At 60.5% G+C, this 24,350-nt stretch carries 42 protein-coding genes; 39 read left to right on the top strand and 3 right to left on the bottom strand.

Annotation, left to right across the window (positions count from 1 at the left end; all coding sequences use genetic code 11):
* The first annotated feature begins 78 nt into the window (after window positions 1-78).
* The 24 genes from ABIE52_RS33090 (at window position 79) to ABIE52_RS33205 (ending at window position 14,390) form a co-directional block, all read left to right on the top strand.
* Window positions 79-510 carry a DUF8317 domain-containing protein gene (locus tag ABIE52_RS33090; RefSeq protein WP_192713269.1) on the top strand — a complete coding sequence of 144 codons (432 nt, stop codon included), beginning with the start codon at window positions 79-81 and terminating at the stop codon, window positions 508-510.
* An 8-nt stretch (window positions 511-518) separates the two neighbouring features.
* A complete protein-coding gene (locus ABIE52_RS33095; protein ID WP_192713268.1) occupies window positions 519-860 on the top strand; it encodes a hypothetical protein in 342 nt (113 codons plus the stop codon).
* A gap of 35 nt (window positions 861-895) precedes the next feature.
* Complete coding sequence (locus tag ABIE52_RS33100; RefSeq protein WP_354541595.1) at window positions 896-1,018, top strand: hypothetical protein; 123 nt, start codon at window positions 896-898, stop codon at window positions 1,016-1,018.
* Between the two features lie 102 nt (window positions 1,019-1,120).
* Complete coding sequence (locus tag ABIE52_RS33105; protein WP_192713267.1) at window positions 1,121-1,333, top strand: hypothetical protein; 213 nt, start codon at window positions 1,121-1,123, stop codon at window positions 1,331-1,333.
* Between the two features lie 418 nt (window positions 1,334-1,751).
* The gene (locus tag ABIE52_RS33110) at window positions 1,752-3,113 is read left to right on the top strand and encodes a CPBP family intramembrane glutamic endopeptidase (RefSeq protein WP_192713266.1); all 1,362 of its coding nucleotides are present in this window, start codon (window positions 1,752-1,754) and stop codon (window positions 3,111-3,113) included.
* 66 nt (window positions 3,114-3,179) lie between these two features.
* Window positions 3,180-3,842, top strand: coding sequence for an LppP/LprE family lipoprotein (locus ABIE52_RS33115; RefSeq protein ID WP_192713265.1), 663 nt, complete (start codon window positions 3,180-3,182; stop codon window positions 3,840-3,842).
* 275 nt (window positions 3,843-4,117) lie between these two features.
* Window positions 4,118-4,612, top strand: coding sequence for a hypothetical protein (locus tag ABIE52_RS33120; protein WP_192713264.1), 495 nt, complete (start codon window positions 4,118-4,120; stop codon window positions 4,610-4,612).
* 53 nt (window positions 4,613-4,665) lie between these two features.
* Window positions 4,666-5,625, top strand: a complete 960-nt coding sequence (locus ABIE52_RS33125) for a hypothetical protein (RefSeq protein WP_192713263.1) — start codon at window positions 4,666-4,668, stop codon at window positions 5,623-5,625.
* A gap of 210 nt (window positions 5,626-5,835) precedes the next feature.
* A complete protein-coding gene (locus ABIE52_RS33130) occupies window positions 5,836-6,567 on the top strand; it encodes a hypothetical protein (protein WP_192713262.1) in 732 nt (243 codons plus the stop codon).
* 184 nt (window positions 6,568-6,751) lie between these two features.
* A complete protein-coding gene (locus tag ABIE52_RS33135; RefSeq protein WP_192713261.1) occupies window positions 6,752-7,204 on the top strand; it encodes a hypothetical protein in 453 nt (150 codons plus the stop codon).
* A gap of 66 nt (window positions 7,205-7,270) precedes the next feature.
* Entirely contained in the window at window positions 7,271-7,687 is a 417-nt protein-coding gene (locus ABIE52_RS33140) for a hypothetical protein (RefSeq protein ID WP_192713260.1), read from the top strand.
* Window positions 7,688-7,861: 174 nt separating this feature from the next.
* Window positions 7,862-8,260 carry a hypothetical protein gene (locus ABIE52_RS33145; RefSeq protein WP_192713259.1) on the top strand — a complete coding sequence of 133 codons (399 nt, stop codon included), beginning with the start codon at window positions 7,862-7,864 and terminating at the stop codon, window positions 8,258-8,260.
* A 3-nt stretch (window positions 8,261-8,263) separates the two neighbouring features.
* Window positions 8,264-8,497, top strand: a complete 234-nt coding sequence (locus ABIE52_RS33150) for a hypothetical protein (protein ID WP_192713258.1) — start codon at window positions 8,264-8,266, stop codon at window positions 8,495-8,497.
* 40 nt (window positions 8,498-8,537) lie between these two features.
* The gene (locus ABIE52_RS33155) at window positions 8,538-8,909 is read left to right on the top strand and encodes a hypothetical protein (protein ID WP_192713257.1); all 372 of its coding nucleotides are present in this window, start codon (window positions 8,538-8,540) and stop codon (window positions 8,907-8,909) included.
* 3 nt (window positions 8,910-8,912) lie between these two features.
* Window positions 8,913-9,197 carry a hypothetical protein gene (locus tag ABIE52_RS33160; RefSeq protein ID WP_192713256.1) on the top strand — a complete coding sequence of 95 codons (285 nt, stop codon included), beginning with the start codon at window positions 8,913-8,915 and terminating at the stop codon, window positions 9,195-9,197.
* A 115-nt stretch (window positions 9,198-9,312) separates the two neighbouring features.
* Window positions 9,313-9,456: a hypothetical protein gene (locus ABIE52_RS33165; protein WP_192713255.1), complete on the top strand. Its 144-nt coding sequence runs from the start codon at window positions 9,313-9,315 to the stop codon at window positions 9,454-9,456.
* 563 nt (window positions 9,457-10,019) lie between these two features.
* Complete coding sequence (locus ABIE52_RS33170) at window positions 10,020-10,217, top strand: hypothetical protein (RefSeq protein ID WP_192713254.1); 198 nt, start codon at window positions 10,020-10,022, stop codon at window positions 10,215-10,217.
* Window positions 10,214-11,356, top strand: coding sequence for a hypothetical protein (locus tag ABIE52_RS33175; protein ID WP_192713253.1), 1,143 nt, complete (start codon window positions 10,214-10,216; stop codon window positions 11,354-11,356). The genes ABIE52_RS33170 and ABIE52_RS33175 overlap by 4 nt, the downstream gene beginning before the upstream one ends.
* A 2-nt stretch (window positions 11,357-11,358) precedes the next feature.
* Window positions 11,359-12,444: a DNA cytosine methyltransferase gene (locus tag ABIE52_RS33180; RefSeq protein WP_192713252.1), complete on the top strand. Its 1,086-nt coding sequence runs from the start codon at window positions 11,359-11,361 to the stop codon at window positions 12,442-12,444.
* Entirely contained in the window at window positions 12,441-12,647 is a 207-nt protein-coding gene (locus tag ABIE52_RS33185) for a hypothetical protein (protein WP_192713251.1), read from the top strand. Before ABIE52_RS33180 ends, ABIE52_RS33185 begins: the two co-directional genes overlap by 4 nt.
* Window positions 12,644-13,018, top strand: a complete 375-nt coding sequence (locus tag ABIE52_RS33190) for a hypothetical protein (protein WP_192713250.1) — start codon at window positions 12,644-12,646, stop codon at window positions 13,016-13,018. The genes ABIE52_RS33185 and ABIE52_RS33190 overlap by 4 nt, the downstream gene beginning before the upstream one ends.
* Before the next feature lie 146 nt (window positions 13,019-13,164).
* The gene (locus tag ABIE52_RS33195) at window positions 13,165-13,368 is read left to right on the top strand and encodes a hypothetical protein (protein ID WP_192713249.1); all 204 of its coding nucleotides are present in this window, start codon (window positions 13,165-13,167) and stop codon (window positions 13,366-13,368) included.
* A complete protein-coding gene (locus tag ABIE52_RS33200) occupies window positions 13,365-13,805 on the top strand; it encodes a hypothetical protein (protein ID WP_192713248.1) in 441 nt (146 codons plus the stop codon). The genes ABIE52_RS33195 and ABIE52_RS33200 overlap by 4 nt, the downstream gene beginning before the upstream one ends.
* Window positions 13,806-13,901: 96 nt before the next feature.
* Window positions 13,902-14,390 (top strand): Lrp/AsnC family transcriptional regulator, encoded by a 489-nt coding sequence (locus ABIE52_RS33205; RefSeq protein WP_354541596.1) that lies wholly within the window; start codon window positions 13,902-13,904, stop codon window positions 14,388-14,390.
* Window positions 14,391-14,560: 170 nt separating this feature from the next.
* Here ABIE52_RS33205 and ABIE52_RS33210 read toward each other — a convergent pair whose 3' ends face one another.
* Window positions 14,561-14,731, bottom strand: coding sequence for a hypothetical protein (locus ABIE52_RS33210; protein WP_192713246.1), 171 nt, complete (start codon window positions 14,729-14,731; stop codon window positions 14,561-14,563).
* A gap of 93 nt (window positions 14,732-14,824) precedes the next feature.
* The gene (locus tag ABIE52_RS33215) at window positions 14,825-15,352 is read right to left on the bottom strand and encodes a hypothetical protein (protein ID WP_192713245.1); all 528 of its coding nucleotides are present in this window, start codon (window positions 15,350-15,352) and stop codon (window positions 14,825-14,827) included.
* Between the two features lie 223 nt (window positions 15,353-15,575).
* Between ABIE52_RS33215 and ABIE52_RS33220 the strand changes: the two genes are divergently transcribed.
* The 4 genes from ABIE52_RS33220 (at window position 15,576) to ABIE52_RS33235 (ending at window position 17,986) form a co-directional block, all read left to right on the top strand.
* On the top strand, window positions 15,576-15,947 hold the full coding sequence (locus ABIE52_RS33220; RefSeq protein WP_192713244.1) for a hypothetical protein: 372 nt from the start codon (window positions 15,576-15,578) through the stop codon (window positions 15,945-15,947).
* Window positions 15,948-16,032: 85 nt separating this feature from the next.
* Window positions 16,033-16,752 carry an SOS response-associated peptidase gene (locus ABIE52_RS33225; protein ID WP_192713243.1) on the top strand — a complete coding sequence of 240 codons (720 nt, stop codon included), beginning with the start codon at window positions 16,033-16,035 and terminating at the stop codon, window positions 16,750-16,752.
* 95 nt (window positions 16,753-16,847) lie between these two features.
* Complete coding sequence (imuA', locus tag ABIE52_RS33230; protein ID WP_192713242.1) at window positions 16,848-17,651, top strand: DnaE2-dependent mutagenesis accessory factor ImuA'; 804 nt, start codon at window positions 16,848-16,850, stop codon at window positions 17,649-17,651.
* 140 nt (window positions 17,652-17,791) lie between these two features.
* Window positions 17,792-17,986: a hypothetical protein gene (locus ABIE52_RS33235; RefSeq protein ID WP_354541597.1), complete on the top strand. Its 195-nt coding sequence runs from the start codon at window positions 17,792-17,794 to the stop codon at window positions 17,984-17,986.
* 445 nt (window positions 17,987-18,431) lie between these two features.
* On the opposite strand, the gene ABIE52_RS33240 is transcribed toward ABIE52_RS33235, so the two are convergent.
* A complete protein-coding gene (locus ABIE52_RS33240; protein ID WP_192713240.1) occupies window positions 18,432-18,806 on the bottom strand; it encodes a hypothetical protein in 375 nt (124 codons plus the stop codon).
* 355 nt (window positions 18,807-19,161) lie between these two features.
* Between ABIE52_RS33240 and ABIE52_RS33245 the strand changes: the two genes are divergently transcribed.
* The 11 genes from ABIE52_RS33245 (at window position 19,162) to ABIE52_RS33295 (ending at window position 24,229) form a co-directional block, all read left to right on the top strand.
* Window positions 19,162-19,425, top strand: a complete 264-nt coding sequence (locus tag ABIE52_RS33245; RefSeq protein WP_192713239.1) for a hypothetical protein — start codon at window positions 19,162-19,164, stop codon at window positions 19,423-19,425.
* Window positions 19,422-20,207: a hypothetical protein gene (locus ABIE52_RS33250; protein ID WP_192713238.1), complete on the top strand. Its 786-nt coding sequence runs from the start codon at window positions 19,422-19,424 to the stop codon at window positions 20,205-20,207. The genes ABIE52_RS33245 and ABIE52_RS33250 overlap by 4 nt, the downstream gene beginning before the upstream one ends.
* Window positions 20,204-20,329, top strand: coding sequence for a hypothetical protein (locus ABIE52_RS33255; RefSeq protein ID WP_354541598.1), 126 nt, complete (start codon window positions 20,204-20,206; stop codon window positions 20,327-20,329). The genes ABIE52_RS33250 and ABIE52_RS33255 overlap by 4 nt, the downstream gene beginning before the upstream one ends.
* A gap of 144 nt (window positions 20,330-20,473) precedes the next feature.
* A complete protein-coding gene (locus ABIE52_RS33260) occupies window positions 20,474-20,746 on the top strand; it encodes a hypothetical protein (protein WP_192713237.1) in 273 nt (90 codons plus the stop codon).
* Window positions 20,743-20,883 (top strand): hypothetical protein, encoded by a 141-nt coding sequence (locus ABIE52_RS33265; protein WP_192713236.1) that lies wholly within the window; start codon window positions 20,743-20,745, stop codon window positions 20,881-20,883. The genes ABIE52_RS33260 and ABIE52_RS33265 overlap by 4 nt, the downstream gene beginning before the upstream one ends.
* 221 nt (window positions 20,884-21,104) lie before the next feature.
* The gene (locus tag ABIE52_RS33270; protein ID WP_192713235.1) at window positions 21,105-21,560 is read left to right on the top strand and encodes a hypothetical protein; all 456 of its coding nucleotides are present in this window, start codon (window positions 21,105-21,107) and stop codon (window positions 21,558-21,560) included.
* 88 nt (window positions 21,561-21,648) lie between these two features.
* Window positions 21,649-21,957 carry a hypothetical protein gene (locus tag ABIE52_RS33275; protein ID WP_192713234.1) on the top strand — a complete coding sequence of 103 codons (309 nt, stop codon included), beginning with the start codon at window positions 21,649-21,651 and terminating at the stop codon, window positions 21,955-21,957.
* A 156-nt stretch (window positions 21,958-22,113) separates the two neighbouring features.
* Window positions 22,114-22,464 carry a hypothetical protein gene (locus tag ABIE52_RS33280; RefSeq protein ID WP_192713233.1) on the top strand — a complete coding sequence of 117 codons (351 nt, stop codon included), beginning with the start codon at window positions 22,114-22,116 and terminating at the stop codon, window positions 22,462-22,464.
* Window positions 22,465-22,631: 167 nt separating this feature from the next.
* Window positions 22,632-23,168 carry a hypothetical protein gene (locus ABIE52_RS33285; protein WP_192713232.1) on the top strand — a complete coding sequence of 179 codons (537 nt, stop codon included), beginning with the start codon at window positions 22,632-22,634 and terminating at the stop codon, window positions 23,166-23,168.
* Window positions 23,169-23,671: 503 nt separating this feature from the next.
* The gene (locus ABIE52_RS33290) at window positions 23,672-23,836 is read left to right on the top strand and encodes a hypothetical protein (protein WP_192713231.1); all 165 of its coding nucleotides are present in this window, start codon (window positions 23,672-23,674) and stop codon (window positions 23,834-23,836) included.
* 165 nt (window positions 23,837-24,001) lie between these two features.
* Window positions 24,002-24,229, top strand: coding sequence for a hypothetical protein (locus ABIE52_RS33295; RefSeq protein WP_192713230.1), 228 nt, complete (start codon window positions 24,002-24,004; stop codon window positions 24,227-24,229).
* Window positions 24,230-24,350: the final 121 nt, after the last annotated feature.

Consider the following 24,350-nt stretch of genomic DNA (forward strand, 5'->3'; position numbering starts at 1 on the left):
CCCTTCTCCCCCTGCAGCGCCCGCGGCAGGGGGTTCTTGCTGTCCCCAGCCTCCTCGGCTCACAAAGGAGTCCACGCCATGAAGAACATCGATCGAGGTCTCATACTCTCCGTGCTTCGCAACGCAGAGGGCAACGACTACACGCTTGACGGAATAACTGCGCGGGCAACGAAACTCGTCCTCGTCGGTGTTCTAGACAGCACTAAGAGTACGGCTCGCACAGTCGAGCCGCTCGACGAACGCAGCCGAGTCTTTCCCGCCGCCCCGGATAGACCGGCAGTGGCAATCGAAGTGCGCCGCCGGGCCTTCAACGACAAACACCACGTTGCCCTCGTGCCGGTGAACTGGGATGCCGACGCGAACACTTTCGTTCGTCCTACTCAGTGGTCGATGTACGGCGGCAACTTCGCTACTGCCGGCGACAGTCGATTCGCTGAACTCGTCGAACAGCTCCTGGGTTATTGGATTCCAGTTCTCGCGGTTCACGATCGCATCGAACGCACGGGCTAGGCTTTCGGGTGAAAACCGACCAAATGGGCTTCTTGATGATGAATCGGACTGCAGTGATACTGATATTCGCGCTGATCGTGATGTTCGTGCTGGGTGTGTGGGTCCTCGTCAGTCTGCTGCTGCAGGCCCGCCGCGACGCGGCAGTCGAGAAACTCGTCCTCACCCGAACCAGCGCCCGCGGCGCCGAGGCCTCCGGGGGCGAAGAAGCACTGGTGCAACGAGTCCAGGAGATCCGAGGCAAGACACGCGAGCGCCAAGTGTTGGTGGCGTGCCTGGCAGTGCTCCTTCTGGCCGCAGCGGTCGTGGGATACCTCGCCGCGAGCGCCTTCTCCACGATCTCCGGTATCTGAAAGTCCGATCCCGAATCATCTGTGAAGGAGAGTCGATGACTCGACCCCGCCGAACCCTTGCCGACGAATTCGTGACCGGCATGTTTCTCGGCTTGATCAAACACTGGCTGCGCGGCAGAACGCGCTCTCGACGACAAATCCGTCCCGTACGAAAGTGAACCCGCCATGACCCGATTCCGGAGCTCGTCAATTCCTCCCATCGCCGGACACGGAGCCCGAACAACACTCGAGCACCCTTCGGCCAACCAAGTCGGTCCGTTGTGAACGACTCGAACAAGCCGGACGACGAAACCAAGCCTGGAGTGATCCGGCACAGCATCCTCGGAGTCATAGCGCTTGCCGTCGCAGCCCTGGATTTCACCTTCGGCACCCGAAGCATGATCGGCGCCGGAATACTCGCTCTCGCAGCGTCCGTCTACAGCTTCACGCGAGCCTACAAACTCCGGCGGTCACAGCCGAGAACAAGGAACTAACCCCTCCCCTGCTGCCTCGGGGGTGGTTCCCAGACCCGAACAAGACCCGATTCGTCTCCGCTCCATGGAGATGAATCGGGTTCTTTTTTCTTTGAATCGCAGCATGTTTCGGTGACTTCGCTGGATCAGCGGCACAGCCGCTGCCAGAGAAATCTCGATCAATTCTCAGATGGTCCAGGGCTCGAATTCTCTCCGTCCACGACCGCATCGAACGCGCTCTTGATTGCTGCTCATAAACGCGTGCCACCGGTACTGTGATTTCGTCTCCTGCGACGGATCGACAAGGGCGGGTCGGAATCATGGTGCGTTGGTCGGGGTGAACAACAAGGGACGCATCACCATTCACGCGATGTCCTCACCGGACTTGCCGGCATCGCACAACAAACCAGCCAGCGACGCTGGCCAGAAAACAGGGGCGATGAACACCAACAATCAAAACGTCGACGAGCTGCACGCAGTGAGCGACTATGTGCAACGCATCGAAGAATTCGCTCGCGCGGACGGCCAACGGCATCGACCACGCGTCGAGGTAGCCGAAATCCCGAAGGGATACCCGGCCCAGGCAGTTCTCTTGGACGGCATCAAGAGAGACCGCAGAATCAGGATCGACCCAACTCGCCTCGTGGAGGCGGGCGCAGACGGACATGATCATTCCCAGGTGCTGCTCGCCCGTGCCGTTGTATCGCTCCACCCCCGCAGCCCACTCGCGATCGCATTCGTGCTTCTTGCGATCGCCGCCATGGTGACTGTGGCCGTCCGCGTCATCCTGATCGCGCCAACCCAGGCAACGCTCTCGCTGGTTGATGTCTTTCGGCAGTATCAGTCGGTTCCATACTTTTGCATGACGGCGATCGCCTTCTCTGTTGCTGCCTTCTGGGTCGGCGAACGCAGTCGTGAGCGGCGCACCGTGTCACTTGTCGGGCGCGAGGCTGTTCTGCGCTGGCTTGAGCAAAAGCATCCCCAGGATTGGGAAACTCGGCAGCGGATCAAGGCCCTCGGTGGAACGCCCCGGAGCAGACGCGCAGAACAGCCGCTTTTACGCCCGCGTACCGAACTATCGTGGCGCACGACGGTTGCGTGTGTCTTTGTCGTGTGGGTGATCCTCTTCCTCGTGCCGACAGTTACTGCAATCGGCGACCTCGTCGAATCAACAGTCGAACCCGATGACACGTCCACTCCGTGGGCTGCCCTGACAACAGCGGCCCGGCTGATCGTCAGTTCACTTCTCGCAGTGCTCCTGCTTGTCAGCGTACGAACCTGGCGCAATCTCACCTGGACCCAAGTAGGAATTCCGTATCAGCGTTGGGCTCACGGGAAGTGGTCGAAATCGCCTCTGGTCAGTCGTAGACGTTTCGCCACCGCCTACGCTTTTCTGATCTTCTTCATAGGATCTTTGCTGGCAGGCCTGGTCGCCTCCGTTGTCGGGGGGATCGACGCAAATCAGAACATCGCGATCGACAATCTCCCTGTCGCCGTCATTCAGTGCATTCGCGCCGGAATCTTCGAGGAGATCGGGTTCGTCGCTATCCCAGCTGCGCTCGTTTTGTACCGCACACAGGTAGATCGTCCTACTGGTAACAAATGGCCAATCGTCGCACTCGTCATCGGGTCGGGGATCGCGCGAGCGTTACCTCATATCTATTACGGGCCAGGGGCGCTCGCATGGGCATTCACCTGGGGATCGATCGTGATGCTCACGTTCCTTTTCACCCGCAGGATCCTGCCCGTCATCTCCGCACACATCGTCTTGGATCTCATCGTCATTCTGGTTCACCACTGACATTGAGACGCACGACAGTGAACTTGCGGCCAAGCCGCGCTCAACTAAACGAAGGGAATGCCAACCATGACTACCAACCACCACAGTCCGGACCGATCCGAGAGCCCGACGGCAAATCAGTATCTGCGCCGCTGCGCCCTAACATTCAGCGTTGCTGCCGTCCTCGTCTCGAGTATCGCGGCGTGCAGTTCCGACGGCGACGCCTCCGCCCCACCATCGCAAACATCAACGATCGCAAGTGTCACCACGCCCCCAGCGTTCCCCGCATCCTCGGCGCCGGCAACCCCGGCCGCCACCGCTGCGCCCGAGGTGTGCGATACGAACGCGGACATGACAGACGCTGTGGCTTCCGCAGTCGGCACCCTCGCAGCTCCGAGCACCTGGTCGTGGCAGAAGAACGCCGATACATCATCGTTGAACCCCTGCGCGGCACTGAGTTTCGCGACGACCACCATAGACAGGGCCACCAATTCCAGCCCCGTTGCCATTCTCCTCTTTCACCACGGTGAATTCGTCGGACCTGCCTCGACGTGTTACGCCACCATCTCAGCCGTCGAATCCGCCAGCGACGACACAGTTGCCGTGACGTACCGCTATCCCGAACCTGGTGACAGCAATGCCGGTATGACCGGTCGGGCCAACTACACCTTCACCTGGAATGACGGGAAGGTCGAGAAGGTTGGCACTATGCCTGCCCGCCTCTCCGAATTGATGGATTGCACGCTGTAACAAGGCTCAACGTCACGGTCTCTGCCAGGAGACCGTGACGAAAATTCATGCGAACGAAAAATAGGGGGGAACCCACCATGCTCCGAAACAACGCGCACAGGTATTTGGTCGCGGCAGTCGCTGTGACGGCATTCGCAGGCTTTCTCACCGCGTGCTCATCCGATTCCGCTGACACCCAGTCGTCTAGGTCCATCGCCAGCTTGCCATCGAGTTCGGTGTCGAGCGTTGCTGGATCCAGCACGACCACAGTTATATCCAGTACCGCGCCGGCTTCGGTGACGCCAACCCTTGTGCCTCTCGACCCCGTCCAACTCGCAGATATGTCGGATCTCACCGAGATCTCTTCTGTTCCTTACACCGGAAATGCGTTCGGTACTCATTTCAGCGCACTCGACCGCACTATCGGCTGCAAATTCGTTCCGGCGCAGGGCACCTGCTATATCGCCAATCCGCCGCAATGGCGCAGCGACGACTGGTGCGCACTCAATCGCAACGACAGTGTCGCTGACTCGGATTTGATCGGCTGGGGTAATGGCTCGTACAACCAGGCGCCGCAACACTGTGCGCGCCAAGGAACAAGCGGTGTGGGACCGGACTACGCTTCCGGATCGGCACCATTCGAGTACGGCACGAAGATGACGATCCTGCTGTCTTTCGAGGACGACACATCTGTCACCTGTGGGTCGCGAGAAACTGGCCTAACCTGCGTGCTCGAACCATCAGCCGCACACGGTTTCCACATCTCCTCGACCAATTACCTCACGTGGTGAGCCCGATCCGCTCTGTCCGTAAGGCATTCGACCCCAGTACCTACACTGGCCTCATGTTCGCGAAGGTACGCAGAAACCGCTACGTCGTCACCTCACACCGATCGGGGACCGCCATAGAAGTTCTCGACACAACCAACCCTCGTGATGCGCAGATCGCGGCCCAGAAAGCCCGGACGGACCGAGTTGAACGTGTGCGGATCACCCGCTACCACCGTGATGACGAGCTGGGATTCGAGGAATTCTCACCGCTGGATCCGAGTGATCTCAACGACGCGGAGGTCGGGAGCGAAATCGTCCTCGATCTGCTCGGCCAACCGGCCGGAATCATCATTCCCTCCGGGCGCCAAGGATGGTCCATCCATCTGTCGAATCCGTTGACATCTCCTCATCTGCAGGCGGAAACCCTTGCACCTCCGACGTTAAGTGATCGGTTCCACGACTCGCATCGTCTCGCTCGGGATCGAGTACTCCAGTTCTGGTCGGAGTCCCTCGACGCGCGTATTCCGCCGGCCGAACACGCGGTCCCTGTCGACATGGCTTTCAAACACATGATCGATACCGTGCACGAAACCGTCTGCGACCGCGCAGCCAACACCCCTGTCGCGGGCGTGTCCATTTTCGGAGCCACCTCGATACTGTTCGGTTCCAAAGATGGTGTGGTCCTCGAAGAATCGGCAATGCCGGCGCATATCGGCGATCCTCGCGCTCTGTCGGAGCATGTCAGTGCAGTGGCAGCGGCCGAACATTACCCGTATCTCACCGCGCTCCATGGCGGTGTTCAACGCGTACTGCCGGACCCCTCCGAGGACAGCGACCAGAGCGAGCTCCCGGCCAACCCCACGCTCGTGTTCATCTCGGTTGGACCAGGTCGAACTGTCGCGCACATCGCCCACCTCCGCGAACAGTCAGGGCATATCGGTGTCGGAAAACTCATTCCGGTGGGCCTCGACGACACGCACTTGACCGGGGCGATGGACGCGGCCGCGCTTGCCGCGCTCGAACGTCACTTCTGACTCGAGTGCGTCAACACTGAGCTTGGCTTCATCGTCGAGCACGACCCGACCCATCTCCGTTTCCGCGGAGGTGGGTCGTTTTGTGCTCGACGATGATTTCGTCGGCTTGCAGTGACCTAGCGGCACAGCCGCTGACAGAGGGTTTCTCGACTGAACGGAGGCGAATGATCGGCCACCGCGACACCTGACTTCTGCGAAAGCGAGCTCGTCATGCCTGAATACCGGATCTATTCGATCCCGCCCGAACACGTCGGACGCACACGTGTCCTCACCTCGGGTTGTAGACACGCCGGCAGCGCTGCCCAATCACGGGCGGGCACTTTGGCGCTCACCGCAGCCCGGATCCTGCTGACCACCGACGCTGTGGTCGATCCGGCGCCGCTCCTCCTCGATCACGGCGGCGCAGACGGAGCTGACACCGCGGTGTGGCAGGCCGCTGGCGACGCGGCCCCAGGCTGGGAGACGGTGTGCCACCCAGCGCAGTGGAATACCCACGTCTTCGACATGCCGACCTTTACGCCCGACGACGCCGAACAGAGCGTGAACCTGTGCCCACCTCGTCACCGAGAGAGGACCAAGTGCGCAATGGCCGGGCATCGCCGGAATTCGGCGATGATCGCGCTCGGACCCAAGCTGCTGCTGGCCATGCCCACCACATCCAAGGCTCAAGCTCAGGAACAAGGCCGGTCACGAGGAACCTGGGGTTGTGTGGATGCCGCTCTGCGCGCGGGAATTCCGACTCTGATCGTGTGGAGTCCAGACGGTGGCGAACGCACTCCGTTCCGGCTGTTCTGGTCCGACGAGCGGACAGCGCAGATGATCACCAGCCACTGGTCTCTTCGACATCTCCATGCACGCGAACTTGCCGGCTCGACGGCCACGGCCGCACTCGCTGTGAACTCGATCGACTTAGCCGAAGCGGCCGTCGAAGTTCCCTTTTGAGCCCCCTGAAGCCGAGTGTGTGAGTAGGACACACTCGGCATCGACCTCGGTCCGTCGAGTCGACGCCGTCTGCTCAACCACCGAAGACCGGAACCGTGAACGATATCGTGAACGAACTGACCTCCCGGTGACGAACTTTCACACTGAGCATCCTCGACAAGCCTGAGACATAGGAGCGCCCCACATGGTTAGCGTCACCATCCCCGAATCAGTCCTTCAGCGCATCGGCCACCTCATCGTGGAGGGTGATGCTTTCGTTCCCGGCTGCGACCGGTCCGGGAAGAGAAATCCCTCCAATACCTTTGCTTTCCTCTCCCCGACAGTTTTGTATCCGGTAGACGGAACCACTGATCGCTATCTGATCGCCGTGTACGGAACCCAGCTCTGGACTCTGGTCGGCTTGGACTACCTCGCCTGCCACCACTACTGCGAGGACACGACCTGTGTCGCCGTTCGTGAGCGTGCAGCTGAACGGTTCGCCGGCATTCCCGACGACGGGATGCTATTCGCCCGCGCCCAGGTGACCCCAGGCACCGACCTACTCCCAGATCCGACGCCCTACCTCATCCATATCGACGACCAGCAAAACTTCACGGGCACTGTGTCTTTGCCCGTCGAAGTGGAGCTTTTCGAATAACCGAACGGCCGCGGCTGCATGTGTAAAGCCGTGTACGTCAACAGAACACAAAACGAAGGGAACAGAATGACGGTTTATGCGGATGGTTGGTCGCGGCTGGACAGCGAGGTTGGTTACATCGCCGGCTACTGGCTCGACGGGTTCCCTGTCGCAGCGACTCCGGAGGAGCAGCTCCACAGCGCCCGAGGCCCCGAAAACCGCGTCAGCCCGATCTACGACTACAACGATGGCGGTGTCGGGGCGATTCAGTGGCTCAACGTCACCCACAATGTCGCCGCAACTCTGGTCTCGGACGGCGGATGGAAGACCGGCGGCATATTCCACCTGTGGGTTTCCACCGGCGTCGGAACGATTCCGTACGAGGTGCCGCTGCTATACCCGATCAAAATCGACGCCGGAGATCACTCTGGTTGGATCAAACGCCAGGAGGACGCAATCTTGGCTGCCGAAGCGGTTCTCGGTCTGAGTCGACTCTCTGAGTAACCGAACACGCCGCATCGACCAAGACCCGGTTCACCCCAGATTCATGGGGTGAACCGGGTCTTTTTCATTGAACCGTGACACTTGTCTACTACTCCGGTGAAACAGCGGCGCAGCCGCTGACAGGGATTTTCTCGACAGAAAGAAGAAAGTCCGCACTGATCACTGGGAGACATCATGACGTTCAAGACCATTCAATTCTTCGAGACCGAGGCCGAAGAGGCCCAGCGTCTCGGCCAGGCCCCCGTCGGCTCTTCATCCCATGGACTCTCGCTGCTTCCGGTGACCTACGAGCACCCCGACAAGTACCACCTGGTCGAGTTGCCATGGGCGAAGATTCACCCCTGCTCGGGTGCCACCGGCGGCTTGAGCCACCAGTGCGACGGCAGCCACCGCTTGGTGGTGTTGCCTCTGAGATACCACAAGGGATCCCCCAACACGGACCTGCCGCAGCGCCACGACGGCAGCTGGGACTGCCGCATTATCGCCAGCGACCACCCCAGCTACCCGGTCAGTGGCTACGACATCTGCTGCTCGGAATCCGAACTGCGCCGCGGCGTCGTCGTGACGGTGTAAGGGATGTCCACGTACCCGCAGCCGGAACCGGGCCTGACAAGAGTCGTGATCGTCCCCACCGGCACTGACCTTCCAGCGCAAGAGTTCTGGGCTGACAGCTGGACGCTGCTCCCCCAGGACAACGGATCAACCCTCAAAATCGTAGCCTCCGGAGACGGTTCACATCCCCGCCGCAAGCGCGCGTCCAGGCTGGCCGTGGCTCTCGGTGCAATCACCGGTGCAATCACCGGCGGCTGATCTCCGCTCACTCACCCATCCACCGACGAACAGGTGCATCATGTCTGACACTCCGGATACAACCATGCCCAAAACACGCCGCGACCTGCTCTCTATCCTGATCTGGTCGACGATCGCCGTGGGTGTGTTCCAACTCGGCCACATCCCTGGCGTCGTCAACTCCGCGACCCTCATCGCCGCTGGTTCCGCGGGTTGGGCTGCACTCAAACTCGTAGCCGTGATGCGCCGAGCCCACCGTCGGGTCACAACTCGGGTCAGGAATCGGCTCTCCAACAACAATTCCCGGACCCTGTCGTCGCCATCGTTTCCTCCGCGCGTCCTGCAGCCCGGTGCACTGAGCTCTGCCGGCGTCAACTCGGTGTCATACCGAATGAGCGAATCCTTGGTCTCCCACCCTCGTGGAAAGGAGTGAGCAATGAGGTCTCTCACCGCGTCCCATCTGATGTGCGCTCTGTGTTCGAACAAACGTGAATGCAGCTGTGACACCTGGGATCACCTTCACGAAACCGGCTGTGAGATCAACGGCGTCCTGTGTGAATGCTGCCGGGAAAGCGAAGTCGATCGCATCCCTGACGGCCCGGAGCCGGATCCGTATCTCGATCACGTCAAGGAACTGTCCGTGGTCGACCTCGACGCCCTGATTGTCGAGTTTCCGACTCTGCTGCCGCCCACTCTGCCGTGGATCCCGACTGCCGCATGACCTGCACAGCATCTTCACTGAATCCACAGGTTCCTCGAAAAGAACACAGCAGCGGAGCTGCTGTCGAAAGTCGCATCGAAGAAGCCTGATCACTCCGAACGAAAAGGAAATCCCAATGCCTTTGTGCCCGAATGGATGCGCAGACAATTCCGACGAGCCCATCGAGCTGGGATTCGGTTTCGATCAGAACCGTAAGCCTGCCTACATCTGCTGCGGCTGCGGCTACCGCGACCTGCAGGTCGATCTCTGTGCAGCGTGAACATCCGAACCGCGTCAAAACCCCGGAACCTCTGTCGAGGTCCGGGGTTTTGATTTCTCGCGCCACCGGCGCGCAGATGGGCGCACAGCGCCCATCGGAATGAAGAGTGAACAGAATGGTTGTCGTAACCAGACCCCATCACGGATGTGGTTTCCACGAAACCTTGTTCACCAAGAACCGGACGGCCTGAGTGCCGTCACTGCGAAGAAGTGTGCGAGTACGGACCCGTTGTCACAAGCGACCTAACTCGTACACGCCTCGCTCGCGGTACACCTCGATAGTGGGAGGTGTGCCGCGCAAAAGACTTCTCTGACCGGACTTCCAACGTCCACCCATGGGACCGCAACGCTTGCTACACAGCGTTGCGGTCCCATGTTTTTTTACTGTTCCAATCGTATTGGTGCACACGAACTTCGGGATTGCTGTGACGCTGCGTCAATGGGCAGCGGAGCAGCCCTTCGGCGACACACCTGAAACCGAAATACGCACTCGATTCCTTTGCTCGCCGGCGTCGTCATCGAGCCGAACAAACAGTCGTGTCCACACAATTCAGGAGTCCACCGATGACCAACAACTTCGCCGGTAAATCGAAGGCCTCACCTTCGTTCGCCTACGCCATCGTCGAATATGCGCACCAGGCAATCGGCCCGTACGGCACGCTCGCGAAAGTTCATGCCGACGATGCGCCGCTGGTGAGGGCCGCGTTCATCACTCGACTCGCCGAGACCGCTATCGAAATTATGAACGGAGAAGCAAAATGACTGATCACATCACTGCCGACGAACTTCGTACTGCCGCAAAAGTTGCGTTCGCGTACGACGATCGCGACAACGCGCGCGCCTACGAACGAGCTGCTGCCAAGGCCGAATCGAACAACGCCCCCGATCCCGCTACCAAGCTCGCCATCGATCTGGGAAGAGCCGCGCTGGAAGCGAGCGACTCGGTCGCCTACGGCTCCGGAGTGGAGGCACATCATCGTGCCGCCGGCGAGGCTGTCATCGAGTTCTCGCAGCAGAATTGCCGACCTTTGCTCACTGCGGGACAGATCGAAGACATCAGAACGGTAATGGCGGCCGCGAAACCATCCGGTGTGCTCGCCCACCGCCTCAACACCATGCTCTCGTTACACGAGCACGTGACACCCATCGCACCCGTGGCAACAAAATGCACCATCTGTGACACGCCTGAGCTGTGCCACTTTCCACGCCATCACCCGTTCACCACTGAGCTCGGCCCACTCGACGACGCAGGCAACGACAGAGTGAGTGAACCCGTCGCGGATCTTCGCGTGCACAATCACGAGCCGTACCGAGGCGCGGGACCGGACGGGCACTGCCCCGAGCGCACCGTTGATGGTCGACTGAGGGGTGCGTGCATGACCCATGCCGCATCCGGCGAGATCCGGGTCAGCACCGGCAACCCGGATGGCACCCTCACCAGCGAATCCGACGATTGCGACAACCCGCTGGACCCCGGCGACCGTTACTGCGCCTCGGCTCCCGTCGTCGAGGAATCGAAGACCGAGAGCGCTGGAGGTTTCGATCTGACGGCGTTGATAGATCAGGTCGCTCGAGTCACCTGGGACGAGCGCCAGAAGAATGAAATATCGGCGGGCAGATGGTGTCTCGACTGGAAAGGGTTGGGCAGGATCAGCCAGGAGCTCGAGCATGTTGCGATCCGTGCCGCGCTCGCTGAGCTGCAGCAGCTGGGCTTGCTGACATTGCCGAGCGCCACCGACACCGGACCGTGGCACACAGTTGCCGAAATCCCCGACACTGTGACGTCGGTGTTCGATGGCGGCGACGACCGCTGGTGCAAGTCAGAGGGGAAATGGTACCTCGCCGACATCACCGAAATCGGCGACCGGTTCGCCCCATTCACTGCGACCGAGAAAGGGTAATCATGACCACTGACATCGGAGTGACATTCGATCGCATCGGGCGGACTCATAATCCTCCTGAGCTGCGAACCGGCCTCATCGACGGAACCCGGGACGGTGGATCATTCGCCGCCGCTCACCCTGAGTGGGGTGGTCTTGCGAAGCTCACGGCAACAGACCTGTTCAGTGGCGCTGGTGGCAGTTCGGAAGGTATGAGACAGGCCGGTATTCACGCTGTCACAGTGGCAAACCACTGGCCTGTCGCAATTGCCACCCACCAGAAGAATCATCCCGACACCGAGCACATCACCGCAAATCTCAGTGAGGTGGACTGGCGCCGATTCCCGTCCACCAACATTCTCTGGGCGTCGCCGTCCTGTGTGTGGCACGCCCGCTCCGGCGGCCGTAAGCAACCGCCTGCCGAGGAAGAGATCCGCCGCACCGATCCTGGATCGGTGGATCGTGCCACGGCATTCGCGGTGATCGCGGCCACGGAGGTGCATCAGTATGACGTCGTGATCGTGGAGAACGTGATCGAATTCCAGGCCTGGTCACTGTATCCGTGGTGGCTCGACGGGATGCGGGCACTCGGCTACCGCGCGCAGGTAGTCCACCTCAATGCCGCCGACGTCGGGGCTGCCCAGCGCAGGATCCGGTACTTCGCGGTATTCACCCGCGACGGCAACGTGGACTTGGAGATTCGGGAGCCGAAGCGCGCTTCCGCGCTCAGTGTGCTCGACCCCAACCCCGGCAAACTCGTCACCCGCAAGCTCTACGTCGCCGATCAGATCGAGCAGATCACCGAACTCGACACGCCACATCTGGTGACGTACCGGCGCAACGCGAAGGCTAAACGAGCGGATGCGCATCCTCTTGCGACGATCACAGCCGGCGGGAATCACCACGGTGTGGCCACGCTCACCGACGAAGGCCCGAGGTTCCGGATGCTCAATAATCGCGAATGTGCCCGGGGACAGGGATTTCCGGACAGTTACCAGTTCACAGGGAAGGTCGGCGAGGTGAAGAAACAAATCGGCAATGCAGTCTCTGTCGATGCTGCACGTTGGCTCGGTCTTCGCGTCAGAGAAGCGTTGGGTGTTGCGGCATGAGTATGCAGCACATCCGCGACCACTATCGAGTGCCGGCCAGACGAGGTGCCAGGGTCAAATTCACCTGGCGTGACCCCGGGCGACTGGGGACTGTCGTCGCATCGTGCGATCAGTACTTGCGCGTCCGGTTCGACGACAACCCGAAGGTCATCGAGACAGTCCATCCGACATGGGAACTCGAATTCATGGAGGTGTCGACGTGACCGGAATCGACATCGAGGACGTCAAGGCGCAATGGATGAGACCCCGCTCCCACCGCCTTCTGGTCCAAGGGTGGAGCTCCGACCAGGCAGACAAGCAGCTGGACCAGTGGTGGTTGACCTCCACCGAGGGGCGACTCGTGGCTGAAGTGGAACAGCTTCGGGCACGAGTCGCGCAGTCTGCCGTTCCTACCTTGGTTGCGGAAAACGAAGCTCTGCATGAACGGCTGATTGCTGCGCTCGGGATCCTTCACTCCTACAACGATTCCGACGACGGTGAACTGCCGGAGTGTGAGCCCGAGGACTGCTGGCGGCTGTACCGGGACCTGTTGGCCCTACTGACACCCGAAACATCGTCCGAGGAGCCATCGTGAACGCGCCCGATCCGGGGTTGTGCACCTATTGCGCCCTGATGTGGCACGGCTGGGGCGGACGTGGCTGCTGCGAAGAGTGCGACTTGTACGCCCCTGCCGAGCTCACCACATGCACCTGCCCAACCAACAAAGCTGAGGAGACGCTCATGAGCGAATCGACAATTCAACATCCAGATCCGAAGAAGCCCACCCCTGCACTGATCGAGGCGGCCTACGTCGCGCAAGACGATCTATCGAAACCGCCTGAACAGTGCATGATCGACGCAGCGGCCGAGATCATCCAGGCGTATATCGACGGGCAGGGACACACGAAGGTGCACGTCCTGGGACATCCGGAGGCATCATCGTGACCGCGCCGGCTTCCCCGTGGAGCGATCTCGTCGCAGCGCACCTGGTAGAAACCGTGACGCCAACCGGCGACAACACCTTCGTCATCGACTGCACCTGCAGTGCGGAAGTTCGATTCACACAGGACCAGCTCAACGCTGCACCTGTCGATTCGACCGCCGGCGCCTTGCACTACATGCTGCGTGAACATATCGCCTCGGCGCTGGACACGACCCACGTCGTCATCCCACAGGACGGCTCGGAGGCGTGGACCGAGTTTGGTATCGAGCGAGATGTCCTGACCGGCGGCCGTGATGTTGCCCGTGTGATGAACAGGAACGAGGCAGCCAATGTCCGGATCGCCTGGGCTGCACGCAATCCGGCCATCGTCTCCCGCGCGGTCACCGCTTCCGCGTGGGTCGCTGCTGACGTTTCAAGGGAAGACTCAGATCCGAACTGACAGCCCAAACCCTTGCGCCTGTCTGGGTTTCCTGACATACTCGGATTCTGTCAGGAAACCCTGGCGTTGAATTTGATTGACGACAGGAGTAAGTCGATGACCTGGGATTACAACAATCACGAAGGCCGCGCCGCGACGATTGTCGACGGTGGACGGAGGGTTGTTTCATACGCGAGCGATGGAATGGTGTTGGAAGACGGAACCTCCGTCGCAGATTCCGACGCCATCGGCTGGCGGGCAGAGTGCTCATGCGGTTGGAAGGCCCCGCTCATGTTCGAGCGAGTCTCCGATCCTTCTGCTGCGCTCAAGCCCTGGCAGGTATTCGAGACCGAAGGCGGATGGGCTCCAAAGGAAATCGAAGACATCTGCCATACCGAATGGCTCGACCACGTTCGTCCGGAAATGGGTATAGACGCTGTGCGACAAGCCGCTGAAGATCACCGTCTGAGCGGGGAAAGGCTCGACGGCTCTGTCGCCGAGGCTCGTCAACGCGGAGTGTCCTGGGCCGATATCGGCAAGGCTGTGGGCGTGACCCGCCAAACCGCGCATGAGAGGTGGAAGGCATTGTCACAGAATCCCAGGTGATGGACTGACGACCTGAAACATGTCGGCCACCCGAAGTATTCTCAACACCGCGACGAGCACCACGTCGCCACATCGACCAGACCGAAGCGCGAGCGGACGTCCTGATCTGCAAGAACCTTGCAGTTCGGTCGTGTGGCGGCGTGGTGTTTTTCGTGCGCAGAGGCAGCTGCTCAGCGTTTCGTCGTGGTATCGCGCTCAGGCATCTTCATCATGATGAGCTCCGCACCATCCTTGTACCGATACGCCCACCGGCCGTCCTTCGTCATCACCGTGCCGGCCTGGCCCTCGTCCGGGGCTGGGCTCCACTCTTGAGTCTCATCCGGTTCTGTAGTCTCGCTCATTCCACTATTGTCTCAACCTCCGAAAACCGGCCGAAATCAGTACAAACCTGCACGTACACGGCATTCTCCAACAATGGTGACAACATCAGCGCATCACGGACCCTCCCACTGGATTCGCACCAGCACTGGAAAGTCTGGGTCACTCTTCTGAACCTTCGACCGTAGGTAGCTCAGTCGATGGCGGCCGTCTTGGATCGTGAGGTGCCCGTCCGTGGAGAACAGTTTTGGGGGTCGCCGAGCCCACTCGTGCTGTTGCCACTTCGACTTGCTGCTGGAGTAGCTGGGTTGGGGCGGCAGGTTCGCTGCGAAACGCCCAATATGATTCTCGCCCTCCGGTATTGCCACACCGAATGCCGGGTTGCCGTCTGCAATCTCCAATCCTCGGCGTGCGATGTCCACGATGTCTCCGTCCTTGGCAAAGAACGGGGTGAGGTGCTCCGCTACGACAGCTTGATACGGCCGGGTCCAGAAGTGAGCCTCGTGAACCTCGGAATCTGACGCGCCTGCCCCCAAAAGGTTCTTCACCGCAGCCTGGAGCCCCTTGTGTTCCTCCTTTCCCAACCCTTCCGGGTATGGCAGATCCTCCACTCGAAGACTCGCGTACTTGGTGTACATCTGCATTCAGGTGCCCCCTCATCCTGGTGCGAAATCTGTCCGCACTCATCGGTTTTCGTATCAACACGCGCCGATTCGGTGACTACCGCCGGATCTCTACGCGCCCCATGGCGCTGTGTCAGCTCAGATCATCACATGTCGCGGGCCGCCGTGGTCAGACCCGCGTTGTTCAATGGGGAAAGCGACGCGCCGACCCACTACAGCGTCGACTATCGGAAAGAGGGCTGTCATGGCTGGGACGATCTTCTTGTCGTCGGGAGCACGTTGGACTGACAGTTCGTCGGTCTTTGCTCTCGCTCTGGAGGCGCTGATTCCGATGATCTCGGACCTCGAGACCCGCAATCTTGTCGTTGCCCTCGACGAGGGCAACATTGGAATGCTCGACATCGAGGATTTGCCGCCGCACGGAAGAACCGAGGTGTTGCAGATTCTTGCGGACGGGCGGCATTGGGAAGCGGCAAAAGCGATGATCACCGGTGGCCAAGAGTGGATTGATGCACTCGAGAAACCGATGGCGAGGTTGTCAGCTCTCGCAGCTGTCGCGATGCGAGAAGGAACTGACGGCTCATCGGATAGCGCAACGCGTCCCTGCGATCGCTAGCTCCGGTCAAGATCGGAAGACCTGTGCGGGCGTCGGCCCTGCGTTGTTCAATAGAGGTGATACTCGAGGATGAGGAGATCAGGCTGTGTGTGGGCGCTACGCATCGACAACTTCCGACAAGGACTTGCAGTCGATCTTCGACACTATGCAGACAGTCGGCGACGAACTTCCGCCGTCCTACAACGTCGCACCCACACAGCCCGTCCGTGTGATCCTCGAACGAGCCCCACGTGAAGGACCGGACTCCGAGCCCCAGCGCCAACTCAGATCTGTCAAATGGGGATTGCTGCCGGCCTGGGCGAAGGATCGGAAGATGGCATCCAAGCTCATCAATGCGCGCAGCGAAACCGTCACGGAGAAACCAGCATTCAGAAGTAGCGCATCCAAACGGCGCGCCATCATCCCGGCCAACGGGTACTACGAGTGGATGAAAAGCGAAGCAGGGGCGAAGATTCCGTACTTTCTCCACGGAGAAAGTGACGTAATCGCAATGGCTGGGCTCTACGAGTTGTGGCCCGATCCTGAACTGCCCGAAGATGATCCGGACAAATGGGTATGGACCTGTACGGTCCTCACGAGGCCAGCAACCGATGCCACGGGACACATACACGACAGATCCCCACTGATCCTGCCCGAATCATTCTGGGAACACTGGCTCGACCCGAACCTCACCGACAAAGATGAAGTCCAAGCCATGATCAACTCCGTTCCGGAGCCGCACCTCGAGCCGTACGAAGTCTCGACTGCTGTCAACTCTCCGCGAAACAACAATCCGAGCCTGCTCGAGCCGGTGACTCGACAGTAACGAGCGAATGGATTCCGTCTGGTTCTAATCGAACCTGTGTTCGAGTACCCTGGGTGTGCGGAACGGCACGCGTAGATCCAGGAAAGTGGGCGGCAATGAGCGAACAGCCCCACTCATCAGCGGAAACGACGTTGACCAAGGCCGAGAAACTTGAACAGTTACGTCGCAAAATGGCCTCGATCCCCGCGCGCTCCGACGGCACCGAACCAGCCACACCGTCTGTCATGCTCAAACCTGTCGGCGAAAAAGAGCCGACTCCGATCGTGGCCACCGCTCAATCGACCCTCCGAATGCTTCCCGTCCCGGCTCCGATCGGTGATCTCCTTCCACGCGGAGGTCTCGCCCGCGGGACGGTGGTCAGCGTGGATGGCGCAGCATCGGTGTTGATCGGACTTCTTGCCACCGTCACGGCCGCCGGCGGCCACGTCGCCGTGATCGGAATGCCCGGACTCGGCCTTCTCGCATTCCACGAGCAAGGCGGAGATTTGGCGAAGGTCGCCCTCGTGCCTCAGCCAAAAGGCGCTGCAATCGACTGCGCCGCGATTTTGCTTGAGGGGTTTGATGTCGTTGTCCTGGGCCTCGCTGGTGGCGCCGTGACGCCCTCTCGTGGACGAGCAGTCGCCGCTCGGGCACGAAGCAAGGGCTCGCTACTTATCGTCACTGAGGGGCAATGGGACGGCCCGGATCTGCGGATCTCCTCGCGAGTTGCCGGGTACACAGGATTGTCTGCGGGACGCGGGCGGGTGACTGGAATTCAACTCGACGTCGCGGCCGCCGGCAAAGGATTCCAGCAACAGACCGGACGCATGGAGATCCGCGACGACGCCGGCCAACTCCGTTGGAATCCCGTCGACACCCCACACGTCACCGCGACGACACCCCTGAGGGCCGCGCTGTGATCAACACCGACCATTGGACCGAACGGTGGCCAGACCACCCCGTCATCAGAACATTCGATCCCCCGAGGGCAATCAGGGTAGACATCGGCCGGGCGCTCCCACTCGGTCGAGGTGGTGCGTCGCGGGCCGATCGTGTGAGCATGCGCGTGAAGACATCCGCGCTCTACATGTCTGGGTATCTCGATGGCGTCCAAAACTTTTGGGCCAAGATGCACGATAATCAATGGCTGGCCGGAATTACCGTGCGCGTCACCGATGCCGGCGGGAACAACAGCGTTGAAATCGACATGCTGGTAACTGCTGACGCCATCACTGAAGCGCCATCGGTGAGCTGACCTGAATGTTCAGCGTCCAATCCTGCAAAAGATGAGAATCTTTGCGTCAGGCGGGGCCGGCAGATCGGCGGTAGCGTTCACCGTGTGATGGCGATCTACACGACCTTGGCTTTGGTTATCGGTGTTGCTGTGCTGGCACCCCGTCCTGTGGGCGGCAGGAAGAACCTGACCACAGTGTTCGGCGGGACCGAGCATGAAGCAGTACGATCCGGAACGCGTTGGGCGGTAGACGTGTTGGCTGCAGAGGGGATTTCTCCCTCCAAACAACCCCTAGTCGCCATACGCGAGTTGCGTCGAGCGAATCGAGGATTGTCGCTCGCCGGGGCCAAGGTTCTTCACGACCAAATGAAGCTCACGCACTAGCTCAGACGGGACCGACCGCGCGCACGAAAAGGGCCGGTGAGCAACACACTCACCGGCCCTACGTGTACAAATTCGACCTAGGTCACCATTCCTGGAGAATGGAGATGTTCGCGTTCCAGATCGCCGGATCGGTGAGCGAGAAGGAAATTTCGCCGCGGTGCGACGCCGTTTCCTCGACCAGCTGGTCAATGCTGGCGTAGACGTACTGGCCGTCGCCCTTGTAGATCGATCCGTCGCCGAGGTACACGTTCCAGTAGTTGTTCGGAATGGGTTCGAGGAAATCCGCGGCGTTGGTGTCGGCGATGAATCGAGTCTCGTTCGGATCGAACGTGACACCGACGTAACCGTTCCCGGAGTACGGAGTCGCGGCGGACGCTGCCCCGGCTCCGAGGACCGCAACGGCACCGGCTGCAACCGGAATCATCAACGCAGCGACGGCCATACGTGAACGGGACATAGGAGACCTCCTGTGACACGAAGGCTGCGCTCCTGCAGCCTCACTTTGATGTCACTGACGGTATCGCATATTTCGGTAACCGAACATTTGCGACAAGATGACCTCGGTCACGTTCAGGTCTGTAGAAATTGTCCAGATAGACCTTCTTCCAACTTTTTGACTAGGTCTAATACAGGAGTTTCGGGTCACCTCGTCGATTGAGTCGGCAGCCCAGCCCTCGCACCGTCCGCCTCTAGCGAATGTCAGGCACTCAATCCGTCCGGTCGGACCACACGTCGTGACGACGTCGTCGTCAACAAGGCGGTGAGTGGGGAGATGAGCCCGAACTCGTCAAACATCAAGGGAGGAAACAACTATGAGCGAAACCGAGCAGTACGCCGTCAAAGTCCGATCCATCTACGAACACACCATGACCGTGGAAGTCGATCCGGAGGCCTACCGAGACTGGTGTGGTGAGAATGACAGCAGCGTCGAGGAGTACATCGATTCGCTTCTCGAAGAAGGGGATTCAGTGATCATTCCAGCTGCTGACGAGGACGGCGGCGAGTTCTACGCCTACGACATCGTCAGCGTCGAGCCGATCGCGCAGCCCGCCCAGACTTCCGAAGGAGAACTGTGAGTATCGAGTACAAGGCGAAACTTGTCTTCAACGAAAATCAGCCGCCCCGATCCGTCTGCTACTGCCAATACTGCGAAAACGAATGGCAACGAATCATGGACGAGCGGGATCCGGACGGCTGGATGTCGCGGCTGCAGAGCTTCATGATCGTGTGCCCCGACTGCGGCTGCAAACGCTGCCCACGCGCCACCTATCACGGGCATGACTGCACAGCCAGCAACAAACCAGGCCAATCGGGCTCAACCTATGGCGATTTCGAGTTGGACACCGCCTGGATGGACGCTGAGAGAGACGAGTTGGTACCTCAACAAGATTCCGTGACAGCTCCAGGAAGCTCGCCATCCGCCGCGTCGCCCGAGGTGGAATTGCGGGCCGCAGCGCCGCATCCGTCCGACTCGATGTGGGATGTGGAGCCCGAGGTGGAATTGTGCCCCGCAGCGTCGCGATTGGCCGACCTGATCGAAGACGGTGGATTCGATTGGTGGACTCCCGAGATTGCCTTCGACCTTGCGCTATGGCTCGTAGACGAGGGAATGGTGATGCAGCCCAAAGCTGAGACCGACGCCCAGTTGTCCGACTTGATCAACTTCTACGGATTTGTCGTCGTCCGGGAAGAACCTTGCGGAGACGATCAAAAACGGGCGCCCGCCATGTGGGAGTACCTGCTCCATAGCGGGTGGGCCCGAGTCGGCCAGAGCTTCAATCCGGATGACCAAACGCCGACACTTCCGGTGACAACGGTCTATACCCGAGAACGCACGTTCGCCGGGGAACCGACGTGACCGACGGCGAATTCATGGTCGTGCTGGAAAGTCGCTTGGCGGAATGGACTGCGGCGCACGGCCGGACGGCGACACCTCCGCTGCAGGCTGTGGCCGGCCCGCCGCCGCGACTGAGCCAGTAACTCTGGCTCACAAACGATTTCGCTCACTCGTTGAGCCGCATAACTCTGGGCAGCAGAGCAGCCCTGCGGAGAAATACCCGAACAGGATCACTGATCACCTCGATTGACCATCGATCCTCCGGACCTCAACGACAGGGGCAACCCATGGCTGCACACACTGACCCGACCGCTGCAAGCAAGAACCACCAACACGCCTACGTCGATGAATGGTGTGAATGCGGGCGCAACGAATTCTTCGGAGTCTCCGTTGTCGATGCAGTACACGAAGTCGTCCAACGAGGGCTCGAACGTGTCGACTCGATCCCCGCATACACATCCGGTCCACGGCCAGCGCTCAATCCCCTCTACAAGTCAGCAGTGCTCGCACTCGCGGACAACCTGCGACGGGCAGTCGACCATGCTGAGGCCGACTCATGACTGCACGGGCAGATGACTCACTCACTCCACTCGAGAACAACGCCCTCAACTGGGTCTTGCTGTGCCAGAAGCTCGAGCTCGATCCGCACTCCACTTCGGTGATCGACGTCCTCCGCCTCGTGAAGACGTCGAAGTAAGCGCGGGGGCAGTGTTCAGACGTATCCAACGCTCGAAATATCTAGAAGCCCTGTGCTTCACGTCGAGGTGGCTCTGACCGGCATACGAAGAATCTTTCGTCCCACAAGCAAAAGACAACCAACGGGCAGCAGAGCAGCCCTGCGGAGAAATACCTGAACAGAATCAGCGATCACCCCCGATCGCACACCGATTCTCCAGACTTCGAAGACAGGGGCACACCATGACCGCACAGACCGCTACCGCTACCGCGCCGGCAATCGAGTCCACCGGCCTCAGTGCCTGGATCACCGAGCAGCGCGCCACCATCGCCGAATGGAACGCGCGCGGCGACCGGTACAACACCTTCGTTGCCGCCTCCCCCGCCGAGACGGTGACCGCCTTCGGCGCCTACATGGAAGACCTGACGGTGCACCTCGATGCCCTCGCCGATCCGGCTGTGACCGGTCTGCCAAGCTACAGCGCCCGCGATCTGCTCACCGAGCTGCGTCATCTGCGCAGCCTCAATGACAACGTCGTGCGCGCCAGTGGCTCCGGCCTCGTCCGCCGCGTGGCCGGATCCCCGCGAAACAAGATCCGCTGGGGCATTGCCGCAAGTGAGGGTTCTGCCTGGGTGTACTCGGAGGTCACCGACCGCACGGCGAAGTCGCTGGCGATCGCCCTCAAGTCCAAGGCATGAGCCCGAGGCCGCACCATCCTGACCGGGGTGGTGCGGCCTTGTCCTTTTTCACCACCGCACTCTCCCGAAACAGGCAGGAGCACAGAACATGAGCGAACGTGACCAACAGTTGATCGGGGCCCTCCCCCACAACGTCGAGCCGCTGGCCAACTACATGAACTATGGCGACGGCGACCAAACCGAACTGCACAGTGAACGCGAGTGGGTGGCGGAACAAGAACCCCATGTGATCCGCGCTCTAGGTGCCTACTGCATCAGTCGTGCCGGCGAGTTCGCTCGAATCGCACAGTACTGCCAGGACGAGTTGGTCGAGTTGGGCGAAATCCCCAAACAGCGCACCCGTCCGCTCGACTTCACGAAACGGGCAGCGGTGTTCGAGACTGCAGAAGGCTCGTGACAACGCGCGGTTCGCTGAATCATCCACCGCTACAGTCGTATCCGCACGAACGCGGGTGTGACAACGAGATCACCGGCCATCATCCGCCGCAACCCGCGCAGCGGATTTCGGATGGTCGGTGAACCACGTCCATTCTCGATCGAAGGAAGTGCAGCGATGCAGACAACGAAGGCCCCTACCCCGTTCCAGGACAAGTTGACCGAACTGTGTGACGCCAAGCGTGCACTCGACCTGCAAATCGACGACATCGCCTTGGCTGCTTTGTCCGAGTTCGTACGCAGCGTGTGGCCCGAGGCAGGAATGGTGCGTGCAGACACCGAATACAACGTCTACGAGGTCACCACCGTCGACGGAGGGCGTGTCCTCGCATCGAGCGAAGACAGCGAAGAAGATCTCGATATCGACTGGTCCGAGATGACGTCGCTGGTGACCAATCTCCCGCCCGGCCAGCGGGGCACCTACACAGCTGTTGCCGAATACGCGATCCCTCTCTCACCGTTGCTCTGAGCCCGCAGAAGCAACGACATCTACCCGCCGGCACAGGCGGGTAGATGTTTTCAGCGCAGACCCTGCGCCGATCACCATGGACAGTCCGACCATCGTGGCACCATGACAAATCAAAACCACCCGCGGCGATATGGTCGTCAGCTAACACCAGTGAAGTTGGGGGAACCATGACCGACAATGACAACGAATTCGGCACCACGCTCGATCTCGGTCGCATCTACGACACCGTTGACCAATTACGTACTGCGCGAGAGGGTACTTCGATCAGGGATGCCAAAGGTCGGCACTGGATCCGTGGATTCAACGATGCGACTGAGCGTCGGTGGCATCGACGCAAGGCGCCACGACTGATCTGGGTGGGTATCGGCGTGGCCGGAGACCGATCCCCATCCTCCGAGGTTCCGCTCCCTGCTACACAGGTCGCCGCCCAGGATTTCTGGCCCACCGCCCTTGTGGAAGGGGCGCTTCCCGCCGCGACGATCGGATCGATCGCCGGAGGCTCCGTCGGCGGAGCGCTGAACCCGGTGTTGATCGGCGCCGCTGCCGGAGGTCATATCGACAGCGCTCTGTGGGATGCGGCCGATGCCACTACCCGTCGTTACTGGCTGGATCTCGGACTGACCCCGGTCCCGGTGTCGATTCAGGGCAGCATCGGCGATGCCTCATCTCGGATTGAAACCAAGCAGGAGAATAGCGAGTCGTAGTGTCCCACAGCCTGATCGGATCCACACTGGTGTATGGATGAGCTGGGCTCGACCCCATGGTTGCCACATGACTGCCGCCTTCCGCTTCGAAGCAACGCAGCAGCAGAGCTGCCGCCGAGGACCGTTGTGAAGAAATCAGATCACTGCGACGAAGGGAACTCCAATGTTTGTCTGCCCCAAGGGTTGTGTCGATAGCCGCAATGCAGGCTTCGAGCTGGAGTTCGGCCTCGACCAGGATCGCAAGCCCGCCTATATCTGCCCTTCCTGCAGCCATAGCTCCCCTGTCAACCTCTACAGCGACCTAGCGCTCGACCTCAGCGCCGCGTAGGGATGCGTCCTCTGTCCGTCATCGCACCCCGAACCTCCAAAGAGGTTCGGGGTGTTTGTTTTACGCCCGAGATGCTCTGACGATCTGTTTCCACCTCGAAACAGTGCAGCAGCAGAGCTGCCGCCGAGGACCGCTGTGAAGAAATCAGGTCACTGCGAACGAAAAGGTGAACACCATGGCGAAGCGTAAGGCTGTTTCTGGCGACGAGGTCGACGCATTCTCGGCCAACCATCGTGCCCACAACTGGCGGGCCGGGCAACGCAAGGCGATCAAGACCGGCGCCAACCGTCGCGACCGACGTGAAGCCCGTCGAGAGGCACGTCTCGAAAACGCTTCCTGATCCATGAATGACTAACCCGTCCAGCCACGGCAGAAACGTCACAGTGACGCTTCTGCCGTGGCTGATTGTTCCTCGGGAATTCGCAACACACACTCTTTGAGAGGCCGCTATGGAGAACACCCTGTACGACATCGACGCGGAGTACGACACCAAACTGGGACCGCGATGGACGCGATCGGGGCACGCTGGATTCCGACCAACGCTCGATTCCACGGAGCCCTCGACCTGATGAGGGTGCGGGCTGGCATCCACCCCGGCCGCAAGGTCTTGTCGCTTCCCGGTATCACGTATCCGTGGACACCCGAGACGTGTCGCGATGTCGACAACCCGAGCATGTGGGTCCTCGACGATCTCGTACTCGTATGCCGCGGCTGCGGCATCAACGGCACGTAGCCGATCCGGACATGACAGAAGCCCCGATTCCTCGACTGAGGGATCGGGGCTTCTCTTTTTCACCAGCCTTGACGGAGCCATCTCGGGCGCACAGCACGTTTCGTGAAGGCGCGGCACGAAC

It is taken from the genome of Rhodococcus sp. OAS809 (assembly GCF_040546695.1).
Taxonomy (GTDB): Bacteria; Actinomycetota; Actinomycetes; order Mycobacteriales; family Mycobacteriaceae; genus Rhodococcus_F; species Rhodococcus_F qingshengii.

Bases quoted from the DNA above. Each gene is read 5' to 3' on its own strand.
- ABIE52_RS33145 (WP_192713259.1), top strand. From the start codon at position 7,862: ATGACGTTCAAGACCATTCAATTCTTCGAGACCGAGGCCGAAGAGGCC.
- ABIE52_RS33135 (WP_192713261.1), top strand. From the start codon at position 6,752: ATGGTTAGCGTCACCATCCCCGAATCAGTCCTTCAGCGCATCGGCCAC.
- ABIE52_RS33090 (WP_192713269.1), top strand. From the start codon at position 79: ATGAAGAACATCGATCGAGGTCTCATACTCTCCGTGCTTCGCAACGCA.
- ABIE52_RS33210 (WP_192713246.1), bottom strand. From the start codon at position 14,731: ATGAGCGAGACTACAGAACCGGATGAGACTCAAGAGTGGAGCCCAGCC.
- ABIE52_RS33185 (WP_192713251.1), top strand. From the start codon at position 12,441: ATGAGTATGCAGCACATCCGCGACCACTATCGAGTGCCGGCCAGACGA.
- ABIE52_RS33195 (WP_192713249.1), top strand. From the start codon at position 13,165: ATGAGCGAATCGACAATTCAACATCCAGATCCGAAGAAGCCCACCCCT.
- ABIE52_RS33155 (WP_192713257.1), top strand. From the start codon at position 8,538: ATGTCTGACACTCCGGATACAACCATGCCCAAAACACGCCGCGACCTG.
- ABIE52_RS33180 (WP_192713252.1), top strand. From the start codon at position 11,359: ATGACCACTGACATCGGAGTGACATTCGATCGCATCGGGCGGACTCAT.
- ABIE52_RS33265 (WP_192713236.1), top strand. From the start codon at position 20,743: ATGACTGCACGGGCAGATGACTCACTCACTCCACTCGAGAACAACGCC.
- ABIE52_RS33175 (WP_192713253.1), top strand. From the start codon at position 10,214: ATGACTGATCACATCACTGCCGACGAACTTCGTACTGCCGCAAAAGTT.
- ABIE52_RS33215 (WP_192713245.1), bottom strand. From the start codon at position 15,352: ATGCAGATGTACACCAAGTACGCGAGTCTTCGAGTGGAGGATCTGCCA.
- ABIE52_RS33130 (WP_192713262.1), top strand. From the start codon at position 5,836: ATGCCTGAATACCGGATCTATTCGATCCCGCCCGAACACGTCGGACGC.
- ABIE52_RS33170 (WP_192713254.1), top strand. From the start codon at position 10,020: ATGACCAACAACTTCGCCGGTAAATCGAAGGCCTCACCTTCGTTCGCC.
- ABIE52_RS33100 (WP_354541595.1), top strand. From the start codon at position 896: ATGACTCGACCCCGCCGAACCCTTGCCGACGAATTCGTGACCGGCATG.
- ABIE52_RS33140 (WP_192713260.1), top strand. From the start codon at position 7,271: ATGACGGTTTATGCGGATGGTTGGTCGCGGCTGGACAGCGAGGTTGGT.
- ABIE52_RS33110 (WP_192713266.1), top strand. From the start codon at position 1,752: ATGAACACCAACAATCAAAACGTCGACGAGCTGCACGCAGTGAGCGAC.
- ABIE52_RS33205 (WP_354541596.1), top strand. From the start codon at position 13,902: ATGACCTGGGATTACAACAATCACGAAGGCCGCGCCGCGACGATTGTC.
- ABIE52_RS33245 (WP_192713239.1), top strand. From the start codon at position 19,162: ATGAGCGAAACCGAGCAGTACGCCGTCAAAGTCCGATCCATCTACGAA.
- ABIE52_RS33165 (WP_192713255.1), top strand. From the start codon at position 9,313: ATGCCTTTGTGCCCGAATGGATGCGCAGACAATTCCGACGAGCCCATC.
- ABIE52_RS33160 (WP_192713256.1), top strand. From the start codon at position 8,913: ATGAGGTCTCTCACCGCGTCCCATCTGATGTGCGCTCTGTGTTCGAAC.
- ABIE52_RS33240 (WP_192713240.1), bottom strand. From the start codon at position 18,806: ATGTCCCGTTCACGTATGGCCGTCGCTGCGTTGATGATTCCGGTTGCA.
- ABIE52_RS33235 (WP_354541597.1), top strand. From the start codon at position 17,792: ATGCGCGTGAAGACATCCGCGCTCTACATGTCTGGGTATCTCGATGGC.
- ABIE52_RS33150 (WP_192713258.1), top strand. From the start codon at position 8,264: ATGTCCACGTACCCGCAGCCGGAACCGGGCCTGACAAGAGTCGTGATC.
- ABIE52_RS33280 (WP_192713233.1), top strand. From the start codon at position 22,114: ATGCAGACAACGAAGGCCCCTACCCCGTTCCAGGACAAGTTGACCGAA.
- ABIE52_RS33260 (WP_192713237.1), top strand. From the start codon at position 20,474: ATGGCTGCACACACTGACCCGACCGCTGCAAGCAAGAACCACCAACAC.
- ABIE52_RS33270 (WP_192713235.1), top strand. From the start codon at position 21,105: ATGACCGCACAGACCGCTACCGCTACCGCGCCGGCAATCGAGTCCACC.
- ABIE52_RS33275 (WP_192713234.1), top strand. From the start codon at position 21,649: ATGAGCGAACGTGACCAACAGTTGATCGGGGCCCTCCCCCACAACGTC.
- ABIE52_RS33285 (WP_192713232.1), top strand. From the start codon at position 22,632: ATGACCGACAATGACAACGAATTCGGCACCACGCTCGATCTCGGTCGC.
- ABIE52_RS33290 (WP_192713231.1), top strand. From the start codon at position 23,672: ATGGCGAAGCGTAAGGCTGTTTCTGGCGACGAGGTCGACGCATTCTCG.
- ABIE52_RS33115 (WP_192713265.1), top strand. From the start codon at position 3,180: ATGACTACCAACCACCACAGTCCGGACCGATCCGAGAGCCCGACGGCA.
- ABIE52_RS33295 (WP_192713230.1), top strand. From the start codon at position 24,002: ATGGACGCGATCGGGGCACGCTGGATTCCGACCAACGCTCGATTCCAC.
- ABIE52_RS33220 (WP_192713244.1), top strand. From the start codon at position 15,576: ATGGCTGGGACGATCTTCTTGTCGTCGGGAGCACGTTGGACTGACAGT.
- imuA' (WP_192713242.1), top strand. From the start codon at position 16,848: ATGAGCGAACAGCCCCACTCATCAGCGGAAACGACGTTGACCAAGGCC.
- ABIE52_RS33125 (WP_192713263.1), top strand. From the start codon at position 4,666: ATGTTCGCGAAGGTACGCAGAAACCGCTACGTCGTCACCTCACACCGA.